This window comes from Leucobacter sp. PH1c, assembly GCF_000633415.1.
Classification (GTDB): domain Bacteria; phylum Actinomycetota; class Actinomycetes; order Actinomycetales; family Microbacteriaceae; genus Leucobacter.
The window spans coordinates 107,487-119,982 of record NZ_AYMV01000007.1; the positions used below are offsets into that span (position 1 = coordinate 107,487).

The window sequence follows — 12,496 nt, forward strand, 5'->3', positions numbered from 1 at the left end:
ACCCACTATCCTCCCACACCGGCGGGTGCCGCTGCGCGCATGGCCTCGCGCACGCCCGCCTCGGCATCGAGCGCGCGCGTGGGGTCGCCGTGCAAGAAGATGCGGATCTGCACGATCGCCTGCTCGATGAGCATGTCGGTGCCGGGGCTCGCCTGTCCACCCGCGCGGGTCCACGACGCGGCCAGGTGCGAGGGCCAAGGATCGTAGGCGACGTCGAAGAGCGGTGCCGCGGTGAGCGACTCGGGCAGCGCCAGGCCTGCGCCGGCGGGCCCCGGGAGTGTCGAAATCGTGAGGCTCGGCGCCCAGGCGGCGAACCCCGGGTCGTCGAGGCCGGTCGACGCGCAGGCGAGCGCACGGGCGGGGCCGGACGTTCCGTCGAAGCGCGCAGCGAGCTCGGCGGCGGCCTCCGCTCGCCGGCCCGCGATGAGCACGTCGCTCGCACCGAGGCTGCGTGCCGCGAGCACCGCCGACACCGCGGTCGCTCCCGTGCCGATGACGAGCGTGCGGGAGGCGTCGAGGCCCGCCGCCGAGATGGCTCGGGCGAGTCCCGCCACGTCGGTGTTGAAGCCGTCCCAGCCGCCGTCCTCGCGGTGGCGCAGCGTGTTCACGACGCCGCTCTCCTCCGCAACCGGGTCGAGTGTCGTGGCGAGGCGGCGGGCCTCCTCCTTAAGCGGCATCGTGAGGGACAGCCCCCGCCACTCGGCGCCGCGACGCGCGAGGAAGGGTGCGAGGCCGGAGACCCCGCACCGCACCGCCGAATAGCGCCACGGCAGCCCGAGGACGCCGTACGCGGCGCGGTGGATGCGCGGCGAGAGCGAGTGCCCGATGGGCCAGCCGAGCACGCCCAGCTGCTCGGGCATCTAGCAGCCCTTGCCCGGGTTCGCGGAGCACCACTCGTTCAGCCGCGCCACCGCGGCCTCGTGCTCTTCTTGCGTGACGCTGAACGCGGACTCACGGGTGTCGAGGTTGATCGCCACGAAGTAGAGCCACTCCCCCGGCTCGGGGTTCAGCGCGGCGTTGATCGCGTCGCGCCCGGGGTTCGCGATGGGGCCCTTCGGGAGCCCCTTGTGCACGTAGGTGTTCCACGGGTTGTCATCGGCGAGCGCCTCGTCGGTCGACCAGACGGATCCGTCCTCGTGCTGCCCCATGCCGTACTGCGCGGTGGAGTCCATCTGGAGCCGCATGTCCTGCGCGAGCCGGTTCTGGATCACTCGGGAGACCTTGCCGAAGTCCTCGATGCGGCCGCCCTCGCGCTGGATCATCGCGGCGATCGTGAGCACGCGCTCGCGATCCGCCTCGGCCACCCCGGCCTCGTCGAGCACGAGCTTCTGCTGGTCGACGAGGCGCTGGATCGCCTGGGCGCCCGTCGTGTCCGACTCGAACTCGTAGGTTGCCGGGAACAGCCAGCCCTCGAGGCTGTCGACGCCTGCGGGCAGGCCGAACGCCGCCGGATCCTCAGCCGCTGCCTGCAGCTCCTCGAGCGGGATGTCGCCGCCCGCGGAGACGAGTTCGAGCGTCTGGGCGACGGTCTTCCCCTCGGGGATCATCGCGGTGAGCTGCATGCGGTTCGCCGGATCCTGCAGCGCGTCGAGCGCCGCCTGCGAGCTCATCTGCAGCTTCAGCCGGTACGAGCCGGGCTGGAACTCCACCGCGGGATCCTGCGCGAGGAGGAGTTTGTAGAAGGCCTCGGAGGTCTTCACGACGTCCGCTTCCGCGAGCGACGCGGCGACGTCTTCGCCGATCTCGCCCGGCGTGATGACGATGATCGTGTCGCCGGTGCCCGTGCCCTCGTAGTCGTTCGAGGTCCAGCCGAGCGCCTCGGAGATCCGATCGCCGAACTGGGACCAGAGGTAGGCGCCCGCCGCGCCGAGCCCGCCGAGCAGCACGGCGGTGATCACGAGGACGATCGCGATCCGCTTGCCGCGTCCCGGGCGCTTCTCGCGTGTACGTGCGTTCATGCGTCTGTCTCCTTCGCGATTGCTCCGGTCACCGAGACCGGGCTCCCCGGGGCCGTGTCCTGCGCGCGCTCGCTGTCGAGCGCGTGCTGCAGGATCACGACTGCCGCCGCCTGATCGATGATCGATCGGCTCTGTTTCGTCTTCTTGCCCGCTTGCCGGAGCTGCCCCTGCGCGGAGACCGTCGAGAGGCGCTCATCGACAAGCCGCACCGGTACGCCGTGCTCGGCGAGGCGCTCGGCGAGGAGCGCCGCGAAGTCCGTGGCGTCATCAGTTGAGGGCGTGCGCTCGCCGCGCATGTTGAGCGGCAGTCCGACGATCACCTCGAATGCATCGAGCTCGCTCGCGATCGCGCTGAGGCGCGCGAGGTCCGCGTCGCCGTCGGCCGCGCGCGGCACGGTCTCGACGGGGGTCGCGAGCATGCCGTGGAGGTCGGAGCGCGCGACACCGATGCGGGCCTTGCCCACATCGATGCCGAGCCGGACGCCGCTGCGCACGCCGCCTACTCCGCGAGCCGGTCGCGGATCGCGGACAGTGCTGCGCCGATCTGCGCCGGGTCGGCGCCGCCGCCCTGGGCGAGATCGGGCTTGCCGCCGCCACCGCCGCCGAGCACCTGCGCGCCGAGCTTGGCGAGGTCGCCCGCGCGGACTCCCGCGCCGCGGGCGGCCTCGGTGGTCGCCGCGATCACGACGGGCTTGCCGCCCGACTCGCCCGCGAGCACCACGACCGCGGGCTCCGCCGCGAGCCGGTCGCGCACCTGGATCGCGAGTCCGCGGATGTCGTCCGCGGAGCCCACCGAGCCGAGCGAGTGCAGTACGGCGCGCACCGCGCCCACCTGCTCAGCACCAGCCACGAGCTCGGGCACGCGCTGCGCGAGCTTCTCGGCCTCAAACGCGGCGATCCGCTTCTCGGCGGCCTTGAGCTGCGCGCCGAGATCCTGCACGCGGCCGACGAGCTCGGCGCGCGGCACCTTGAGCCCGCTCGCGAGCTGCTGCACGATGGCGCGCTCGGCGGCGAAGCTCTGGAACGCCTCGAGGCCGACGAGGGACTCGACGCGGCGGTTGGTCGAGCCGACCGAGCTCTCGGAGACGAGGTTGATCATGCCGACCTCGGCGGAGCTCGAGACGTGGGTGCCTGCGCAGAGCTCGCGCGACCAGGGGCCGCCGATATCGACGACGCGCACGCGGTCCCCGTACTTCTCGCCGAAGAGCGCCATCGCGCCCATGGCCTTCGCCTCCTCGATGCCCATCTCGCGTGTGACGACCTCGTAGTTCGAGCGGATCGCGAGGTTCGAAATCTCCTCGATCTCGCTCTTCGTCGCGGCGCTGAGCGCCTCCGAGTGGGTGAAGTCGAGGCGCATGTAGCCGGCCTTGTTGTACGAACCGGCCTGGTGGGCGCTCGGTCCGAGCACGTCGCGCAGCGCGGCGTGCACGATGTGGGTGGCAGAGTGCGCCTGCGTCGCGCCGCGGCGGTAGTCCGCGTCGACGCGGGTCTCGGCGCGCTGGTCGATCCCAACGGTTCCAACGGTCACCTTCACGGTGTGCACGATGAGCCCAGGAACGGGCTTCTGCACGTCGAGCACCTCGGCCTCGAAGCCGTCGCCCACGATGAGGCCCTGATCCGAGTCCTGGCCGCCCGATTCCGCCCACAGGGACGTCTCGGACAGCACGAGCTCGGCGATCTGCCCCTCGTGCGCCTCGCGCACGGGCGCGCCGTCCACGACGAGGCCGAGCACGCGGCCCTCATGGGTCAGCTCGTCGTACCCGGTGAAGAGCGTCTCCCCGAGGCCGCGCAGCTCCTTGTACACCGACAGGTCCGCGCGCTGGCCCTTCTTCGCCTTCGCGTCGGCCTTCGCGCGGTCGCGCTGCTCCTGCATCAGCTCGGTGAAGACCTCCCGGTCCACCTCGACGCCGGCCTCCTCCGCGATCTCGAGCGTGAGCTCGATGGGGAATCCGTGCGTGTCGTGCAGTAGGAACGCCGTGTCGCCGGGGACCGCCGCAGCACCAGCCTTCGCCGCGTCGACCGCGGTATCGAGGATCTGGATACCGGAGGCGAGCGTGCGGAGGAAGGTCTTTTCCTCAGCGTAGGCCGCGCGCGAGATGAAATCGAAGTCGCGGGCGACGGCGGGGTAGGCCGCCTGCATGGCGTCGCGCGAGACGGGGAAAAGCTCGCTGAAGCTCGCGCCCTCGTAGCCGAGCAGCCGCATCGAGAGGATCACCCGGCGGAGCAGACGGCGGAGGATGTAGCCGCGCCCCTCGTTCGACGGGGTGACCCCGTCTGCGATGAGCATGAGGCCGCTGCGTACGTGATCGGCGATGACTCGGAGGCGCACGTCGTCCGCGTGATCGGCACCGTAGCGCTTGCCGGTGAGCTCCGCGGCACGATCGAGCACGGGGCGCACCTGATCGATCTCGTACATGTTCTGCACGCCCTGCTTGATGAAGGCCACGCGCTCGAGCCCCATGCCCGTGTCGATGTTCTTCTTCGGGAGCTCGCCGAGAATCGTGAAGTCCGTCTTCGAGCGCACGTCGGCGACCTCGTACTGCATGAAGACCAGGTTCCAGATCTCCACGTACCTGTCGTCGTCGGTAGCGGGGCCGCCGTCGATGCCGTACTCGGGGCCGAGGTCGAAGAAGATCTCCGAGCAGGGGCCCGCGGGTCCCGGCTGACCCGTCGACCAGTAGTTCGTGTCCTTGCCGAGGCGCTGAATGCGCTCATCCGGCAGTGAGGAGTGCGTGCGCCAGAGCTCGATCGCTTCCTCGTCCTCCTCGTACACGGTGACCCACAGGTCCTTCGCGTCGAAGCCGAGGCCGCCGTCGGCCTCCGGCGTGGTGAGGAGCTCCCACGCGAAGCGGATGGCGCCCTCCTTGAAGTAGTCACCGAAGGAGAAGTTGCCGCACATCTGGAAGAAGGTGCCGTGGCGCGGCGTGCGCCCCACCTCCTCGATGTCGTTCGTGCGGATGCACTTCTGCACGCTCGTCGCTCGCGGGTACGGTGCCGGGACCAGCCCGGAGAGGTACGGCACGAACGGGACCATGCCCGCCACCGTGAACATGAGGCTCGGGTCGTCGCTGACGAGCGACGCGGATGGGACGACGGTGTGCCCTCGCTTCTCGAAGAAGTCGAGCCAGCGGCGGTGGATTTCAGCGGTCTGCATCCGGAGTCTTTCTAGGTGTGGGTGGTCGTGCGGGCGGCGGGGCGGCCGCGGGGTGCCGAGGCGATCAGGCCCGGTCGCGGAGGTCGCGGAGCGCCTCCTCCAGTTCGTCTGCGAGCTCCGTGTCGTCGGCCTCGGCCTCGTAGCCGCTCGCGAAGGCGCGACTGAACTCGTTCATCCCCCGGTTCACGCGATCGAAGAAGCGTCGACCCTCGGGGTTCTGGTTGACGAAGTGGGCCGCGACGAAGCCCAGCACGACGCCGCCCAGCAGCCACATCAGCTTGCGCATCTCTCATTCCTCCTGACGTCGAACGGGCGCGGGGAGCGCCGCGTCCGGAAAACACGGTTCAGTTTAGCGGGTCGTGTCCGCCCGGAACCGGATATCCACAGCGGGCGAACGGTTCCGGAAACGCCGCAGGGGCGCCGGATCTCTCCGACGCCCCTGCGGGGTTGCGCTGTGCGAGGCTTAGCGGCCCGAGTAGTACTCGACGACGAGCTGCACTTCACAGGTCACGGGGACCTCAGCGCGCTTCGGACGGCGCACGAGGCGCGCCTGGAGCTTGTCGAGCTCGACCTCGAGGTAGCCGGGGACGGGGGGCAGCACCTCGGCGTGCCCGCCTGCAGCGGCGACCTGGAAGGGCTCGGTGCCCTCCGAGCGCTCCTTGACGTGGATGAGCTGACCCGGCTTCACGCGGAAGGAGGGACGGTCGACGATCTTGCCGTCGACGAGGATGTGACGGTGCACGACCATCTGGCGAGCCTGCGCCGTGGTGCGCGCGAAGCCGGCGCGGAGCACGAGTGCGTCGAGACGCATCTCGAGGAGCTCGACCAGGTTCTCACCGGTCAGGCCGTCCTGGCGGCGTGCTTCCTTGAAGGCGATGACGAGCTGCTTCTCGCGGATGCCGTACTGGGCCCGGAGACGCTGCTTCTCGCGCAGACGGACGGCGTAGTCGCTGTCGCTCTTGCGCTTGGTGCGGCCGTGCTGGCCGGGGCCATAGGGGCGCTTCTCGAGGTAGCGCGCAGCCTTCGGGGTGAGGGCGATCCCGAGCGAGCGGGACAGGCGGGTCTGGGAACGGGTACGCGACGTAGTCGACACGTGGGTCCTTTCGGGTGTTCTGGGTAAATGCGCGCACCTGAGGTGCGGCGCGTGTTCTCTCGGCCACGCTGCGCCCGCATTCACGAACCTGGGCTCGCAATGCACGCGACGCAGCACACCGTTTTCGGTGAGGGAACGACCAGCGCAGAAACCCGGCTACAGGGCGACTGCCACAAGGGCCCGTGCGCAGCCAGCGTCGGGTCCAGTGTTGGCCAGCGTTCAGCTTAGCACGAAGCGGCGGCGATCCGCAGCGGGCGCGCGCAGTGGGCGGCTCGGGTCAGGAATCGGCGCGCGTGATCCGCCGGAGCTTCTCGAGCCGCTCCGAGACCTCCCGCTCGTGTCCGTGCGTGGTGGGACTGTAGTAGACGCGGTCGCGGATCTCGTCGGGAAGGTACTGCTGCGTGGAGACCCCGCGCGGATCGGAATGCGGGTAGAGGTACCCCTTCCCGTGACCCATGCGCTTCGCGCCCGGGTAGTGCGCGTCGCGCAGATGGAGCGGAACCAGGCCGAATCGACCCGCCTTCACATCGGCGAGCGCCGCGTCGATCGCGGAGATCACGGCGTTCGACTTGGGAGCGGTCGCGATGTAGATCGTCGCCTCGGCGAGCGGGATCCGTGCCTCGGGAAGACCGACCAGCTGCGTGGCCTCCGCGGCGGCGACGGCCACCTGCAGGGCCATGGGGTCGGCCATGCCGACATCCTCCGCGGCGTGCACCATGAGGCGGCGCGCGATGAAGCGAGGATCCTCCCCCGCCTCGATCATGCGGGCGAGGTAGTGGATCGCCGCGTCCGGATCCGAGCCGCGCATCGACTTGATGAACGCGCTCGTCACGTCGTAGTGCTGGTCGCCGTTGCGGTCATAGCGGAGGAGCGCCCGGTTCACCGCCGCGGCGACGATGTCCGGGGTGATGACCGGGACCGCTCGCTCTGCCGCGGGTTCCGTCTCCGAGGTGTCGGCGTCGCCGTCCGTATCAGTGCCGTGCTCGTCGTCCCCGCCGTGCTCGCCGTCCGTGCCGCGCTCCTCGTCCGTGGAGTCGGCGGCATCGGCGCCGAGCGCGAGGGCCGAGGCGGCGGCGGCTTCGAGCCCCGTGAGCGCGCGCCGCGCATCGCCCGAGGCGAGCTGGACGAGGGCGTCGAGAGCTTCCGGCTCGATCGCGACGGCGCCGGCGAGGCCGTGCGCCTCCGTGAGGGCGCGCTCGAGCAGTGTGCGCAGGTCCGCATCCGCGAGCGGTTCGAGCGTGAGGAGCAGGGAGCGCGAGAGAAGCGGGCTGATCACGGAGAACGAGGGATTCTCCGTGGTTGCCGCGACGAGCGTTACCCAGCCGTTCTCGACCCCGGGGAGCAGCGCGTCCTGCTGCGCCTTCGTGAAGCGGTGGATCTCGTCGAGGAAGAGCACCGTGGCCATGCCGTACAGGTCGCGGTCGTTGAGCGCGCGCTCCATCACGGTGCGCACATCCTTCACCCCGGCAGTGACCGCGGAGAGCTCCACGAAGCGGCGGCCGCTCGAGTGTGCGATCGCCTGCGCGAGCGTCGTCTTCCCGGTGCCGGGCGGACCCCAGAGGATCACCGAGACGGCGCCGCCGCCGCCCTCAGAATCCGCCGCGAGCACTCGAAGCGGCGAGCCCGGGTTGAGCAGGTGCTGCTGCCCCACGACCTCGTCGAGTGAGCGCGGTCGCATCCGCACCGCGAGGGGTGCGGTCGCTCCAGGGAGTACCGGTGATTCCACGCCTCCCATGCTACCGAGCACCCCTGACAATGCCGCCGTCCGTCGGATCCGCCGCGAGGCGCGGGCGGGCGTGCCCGGAAACACCGCGACTCGCAGACCACCGGCTGGCCCGCTGTGGCATAGTGGAGGGGTCTATTCCGTATGGTCGGCACCGACCGGCCCCCACACCCGACAAGTGAGCAGAACCGTGAGCGAAGCGACCAACGAAACGCCCTGGGGACGAGTCGACGACGACCGGACCGTGTACGTGCGGGAGGGTGAAGGCGAACGCGCTGTCGGGTCGTACCCGGACGGCACCCCCGAGGAGGCGCTCGCCTACTTCACGCGGAAGTTCGCCGATCTGGAGGGTCAGGTCAGCCTGCTCGAGGCTCGCGTGGCCCGGGGCACCGCGGACGCGTCCGCCGCGGACACCGTCGCGAAGCTGCGGGAGCAGCTCGTCGAGCCCGCCGCCGTCGGCGATATCGCCGCGCTGCGCACCCGCGTCGAGGCCCTCGGTGCGAAGACCGCCGCGCTGAGCGAGAAGCAGCAGGCCGAGCGCGAGGCCGCGCGCCAGGAGGCGCTCGCGAAGCGCGAGGCGATCGCGGTCGAGGCTGAGCGCCTCGCCGCGCAGCCCGAGGCATCGATCCGCTGGAAGGACACGAGCCAGGCCTTCGAGCAGCTCTTCACCGAGTGGCAGGCAGCGCAGCGCAGCGGCCCCCAGGTGCCCAAGTCGCAGGCCGACGCGCTCTGGAAGCGCTTCCGTTCCGCACGCCAGTCCTTCGACACCGCCCGTCGCGCGCACTTCGCTCAGATGGACGCGACGAACAAGGACGTGAAGCAGCGGAAGGAGCGGATCATCGCCGCTGCCGAGGCGCTCGCTTCGAAGGGCATCGATGGCATCCCCGCCTACCGGAACCTGCTCGAGGACTGGAAGGCCGCGGGCCGCGCGAGCCGCAAGATCGACGACCAGCTCTGGGCCCGGTTCAAGGCCGCTGGCGACGTGCTGTACCAGGCGAAGGCCGCCGAGGCCGCGCAGACGAACGAGGAGTACGCGGCGAACCTCGCGCAGAAGCAGGAGATCCTCGGCGACGCCGAGCCGATCCTGCAGGTCACCGAGCACACCGCCGCCCGCAAGCAGCTCACCGCCATTCAGCTCCGCTGGGACGAGATCGGCCGTGTGCCGCGCGAGGCCCTGCGCGACATCGAGGGCAAGCTGCGCAAGATCGAGGACCACGTCAAGCACCTCGAGGACGAGCACTGGCGCAAGACCAACCCCGAGACGAAGGCGCGCAGCGAGGGCCTCCGTGGACAGCTCGAGAGCTCGATCGCCGAGCTGACCGCCGAGGTCGCCGCGGCTGAGGCCGCGGGCGATGCCCGGGCGAAGCAGGCCGCCGAGGAGAAGCTCGCTACGCAGCAGTCCTGGCTCGCCGCGCTCGGCGACTAAGCGCAGGCCGAGGGCGTTCCGCCCTCCACACCGAGGCCGGGTACGGAGTTCTCCACACTTCGCACCCGGCCTCTGTCGTTGCGTCGTGTCCACGGGCAGGCTGTCCGCATGACCCCCGTGACCCACACACCTCCCCCACTTCGTCCGATGCATCAGGCTGGCGGCCGAGTTCCCCGCTGGGACCGCTGGCCCGAGGCCGTGCGCAGCGCCGAGCTCCGCGCGGGCTCACTCGTGCGCTGCGGCCCCGGGTATCGGCCCGTCGGCTGGCCGGAGACGCCGCGGGTGCGCGCCGCCGCGCTCGCACCGTGGCTCGGCGCGGGCCGCACGGCGGTGCTCGGCACGGCCGCCTGGATCTGGGGCGCCGCACGCGAGCCGGGATCGCCGCTCGAAGTTGCGACCGAGGCGCGTGCGGAGCTGCGGGAGGAGCACGGCCAGCGGGTGCGGCTCCGCGAGCTCGGGGCCAGGCCGAGGGCGCCCAGCGGCACGGGAAACGCGACCGGCAGAGCGGGGAGGGCGCCCGGCGGCGCAAACAACGCGCGAGATCTGCCAACGGAGCGGGCGCGAGGCACCGCACGGCTCGACGGCATCAGGGTCAGCGTTCCCACGCGCACCGCGGCGGATCTCCTGCGGCTCAGCCCCGTGCTCACGCCCCGGCTGCGACTCGCCTGCCGCTTGCTCCTTGCATCGGCATTCGCGGATCGCGAGGCCATCGGACGTGAGCTCGCCCAGGGGCCCGCGCCACATCGACGCCGGGCGCTGGAGCGCCTGGCCGAGCTCTGAGCGCCTGCTGCTGCCCCGGAGCCGCGTGCTAGTTGGTGATGCGGTAGACGTCGTAGACGCCGTCGATGCGGCGCACCGCGTTCAGCACGTGGTCGAGGTGCGTGGCGTTCGCCATCTCGAACACGAAGCGGCTGATCGCGAGCCGCGAACTCGAGGTGTTGACCGAGGCGGACAGGATATTCACGTGGTGCTCGGAGAGCGTGCGCGTCACATCGGAGAGGAGGCCCGAACGATCGAGCGCCTCGACCTGGATCTGCACCAGGAACACGCTCTTCGACGTGGGCGCCCACTCGACCTCGACCACGCGATCCTGCTGCGCGCGCAGGTTCTGGAAGTTGTGGCAGTCCGTGCGGTGCACGGAGACGCCCTGCCCCTTCGTCACGAAGCCCTGGATCTCGTCTCCCGGAACCGGGGTGCAGCACTTCGCGAGCTTGGCGAGCACGTCGGACGCGCCCTTCACGACGACACCGCTCGAGTCCGTCGGGCGCGCCGCGCGCGGCGCGTCGATGATCGGCACCGTGGCGAGCGCGGGCTCGGTCGAGCTCTGCTCATCCATGACGAGCGCGGTCACCTTCTCCACGACCGACTGCGCCGACACGTGGTTCGCGCCCACCGCGGCGTAGAGCGCCGTGACGTCCGCGTACCGGAGCTGCAGCGCGACCTGCTGCAGCGCCTCCGAGTTCATCACGCGGTGGAGCGGGAGCCCCTGCTTCCGCAGCGCCTTCGCGATCTCGGTCTTGCCGGTCTCGGCCGCCTCCTCGCGACGCTCCTTCGTGAACCACTGGCGGATCTTGTTCTGTGCGCGCTTGCTCTTGACGAACGTGAGCCAGTTCTTGTTGGGGCCGGCGTTCGGGTCCTTCGAGGTGAAGACCTCGACCACGTCGCCGTTCTGCAGCGCCGTCTCGAGCGGCACCAGGCGGCCGTTCACGCGCGCGCCCATGGTGCGGTGCCCCACCTCGGTGTGCACGGCGTACGCGAAGTCCACCGTCGTGCCGCCCGCCGGCAGCCCGATCACGCGTCCCTTCGGTGTGAAGACGTAGACCTCCTTCGCGCCGATCTCGAAGCGCAGCGCGTCGAGGAACTCGCTCGGGTCCTCCGTCTCCGCCTGCCAGTCCGAGATGTGCGCGAGCCAGGCCATGTCGTTCGACGACGGACCGGACCCGGTCTGCTGCCGCTGCTTGTACTTCCAGTGGGCCGCGACGCCGTACTCGGCGCGCTGGTGCATCTCGACGGTCCGGATCTGAATCTCGACGGCGCGGCCGTCGGGCCCGATCACCGTCGTGTGCAGCGACTGGTACAGGTTGAACTTCGGCGTCGCGATGTAGTCCTTGAAACGCCCGGGGATCGGGGTCCAGCGGGCGTGCACGGCGCCGAGCACCGCGTAGCAGTCGCGAATCGACTGCACGAGCACCCGGATGCCCACCAGATCGTAGATGTCGTCGAAGTCCCGGCCGCGCACGATCATCTTCTGATAGATCGAGTAGAGCTCCTTCGGCCGGCCGGTCACCTCGCCCCGGATGCGGGCCTCGCGAAGGTCCGCCTCGATCGAGCTGATCACGACACCGACGAGCTCGTCGCGCTGCGGGTTGCGCTGCGAGATCAGGTTCTCGATCTCCGCGTAGAGCTTCGGCTTCAGCACGGCGAACGAGAGATCCTCGAGCTCCGACTTGATCGACTGGATCCCCAGCCGGTGCGCGAGCGGGGCGTAGATCTCGAGCGTCTCCTGCGCCTTGCGCTTGGCGGAGTCGCCCGAGACGAACCCCCAGGTGCGGGCGTTGTGGAGCCGATCGGCGAGCTTGATCACGAGGACGCGGATGTCCTTCGCCATCGCGACGACCATCTTGCGCACGGTCTCCGCCTGCGCCGAGTCCCCGTACTTGACCTTGTCGAGCTTCGTCACGCCGTCGACGAGCATGGCGATCTCCTCGCCGAAGTCGTCCGTGAGCTGCTGGAGCGTGTAGTCCGTGTCCTCGACCGTGTCGTGGAGCAGCGCGGCGGCGATCGCGACCGGGGCGACGCCGAGCTCCGCGAGGATCTGGGCGACCGCGATCGGGTGCGTGATGTACGGCTCGCCGCTGCGGCGCTTCTGGCCGCGGTGCGCGCGCTCCGCGGTCGTGTACGCGCGCTCGATCACCGAGAGGTCAGCGCGGGGGTAGTTGCCTCGCACCGTGCGGACCAGCTGGTCGACCGCGCCCGGCGCGCTGCCGCGGGAGAAGATCCGGGGCACGAGTCGCCGCAGCGCGGTCGTCCCGCCTTGCGTCACATCGCTCGATACCACCCTGCCTCCTCCTCGAATGCTTGAACGCTACACCACGGGCGCCCATTCCGACGAACTGGGCGCCCGCAGCGAACGGTGGGTTTC

Annotated in this window: 10 protein-coding genes; 2 read left to right on the forward strand and 8 right to left on the reverse strand. The window is 70.5% G+C overall.

What is annotated here, in order from left to right; genetic code table 11:
* Nucleotides 1-5 precede the first annotated feature (5 nt).
* The 7 genes from U874_RS0102270 to U874_RS0102300 form a co-directional block, all read right to left on the reverse strand.
* Nucleotides 6-860, reverse strand: coding sequence for a shikimate dehydrogenase (locus tag U874_RS0102270; protein WP_025132928.1), 855 nt, complete (start codon nt 858-860; stop codon nt 6-8).
* Complete coding sequence (mltG, locus tag U874_RS0102275; RefSeq protein ID WP_025132929.1) at nt 861-1,958, reverse strand: endolytic transglycosylase MltG; 1,098 nt, start codon at nt 1,956-1,958, stop codon at nt 861-863. It abuts the gene before it with no gap.
* Complete coding sequence (ruvX, locus tag U874_RS0102280) at nt 1,955-2,452, reverse strand: Holliday junction resolvase RuvX (protein ID WP_025132930.1); 498 nt, start codon at nt 2,450-2,452, stop codon at nt 1,955-1,957. The genes mltG and ruvX overlap by 4 nt, the downstream gene beginning before the upstream one ends.
* A gap of 5 nt (nt 2,453-2,457) precedes the next feature.
* Entirely contained in the window at nt 2,458-5,112 is a 2,655-nt protein-coding gene (alaS, locus tag U874_RS0102285; protein WP_025132931.1) for an alanine--tRNA ligase, read from the reverse strand.
* A 64-nt stretch (nt 5,113-5,176) separates the two neighbouring features.
* On the reverse strand, nt 5,177-5,398 hold the full coding sequence (locus tag U874_RS0102290) for a hypothetical protein (RefSeq protein ID WP_025132932.1): 222 nt from the start codon (nt 5,396-5,398) through the stop codon (nt 5,177-5,179).
* A gap of 177 nt (nt 5,399-5,575) precedes the next feature.
* Nucleotides 5,576-6,205 (reverse strand): 30S ribosomal protein S4, encoded by a 630-nt coding sequence (gene rpsD / locus U874_RS0102295; protein ID WP_025132933.1) that lies wholly within the window; start codon nt 6,203-6,205, stop codon nt 5,576-5,578.
* Between the two features lie 277 nt (nt 6,206-6,482).
* Nucleotides 6,483-7,940 (reverse strand): replication-associated recombination protein A, encoded by a 1,458-nt coding sequence (locus U874_RS0102300; protein ID WP_081809856.1) that lies wholly within the window; start codon nt 7,938-7,940, stop codon nt 6,483-6,485.
* Between the two features lie 178 nt (nt 7,941-8,118).
* Here U874_RS0102300 and U874_RS0102305 point away from each other — a divergent pair, with 178 nt between their 5' ends.
* Together U874_RS0102305 and U874_RS0102310 are read left to right on the forward strand one after the other, a co-directional pair.
* Nucleotides 8,119-9,354, forward strand: a complete 1,236-nt coding sequence (locus U874_RS0102305) for a DUF349 domain-containing protein (protein WP_025132935.1) — start codon at nt 8,119-8,121, stop codon at nt 9,352-9,354.
* A gap of 147 nt (nt 9,355-9,501) precedes the next feature.
* Nucleotides 9,502-10,134: a hypothetical protein gene (locus U874_RS0102310; RefSeq protein ID WP_157834196.1), complete on the forward strand. Its 633-nt coding sequence runs from the start codon at nt 9,502-9,504 to the stop codon at nt 10,132-10,134.
* A 28-nt stretch (nt 10,135-10,162) separates the two neighbouring features.
* Here U874_RS0102310 and U874_RS0102315 read toward each other — a convergent pair whose 3' ends face one another.
* Nucleotides 10,163-12,412 carry a bifunctional (p)ppGpp synthetase/guanosine-3',5'-bis(diphosphate) 3'-pyrophosphohydrolase gene (locus U874_RS0102315; protein WP_025132937.1) on the reverse strand — a complete coding sequence of 750 codons (2,250 nt, stop codon included), beginning with the start codon at nt 12,410-12,412 and terminating at the stop codon, nt 10,163-10,165.
* Between the last annotated feature and the right edge of the window lie 84 nt (nt 12,413-12,496).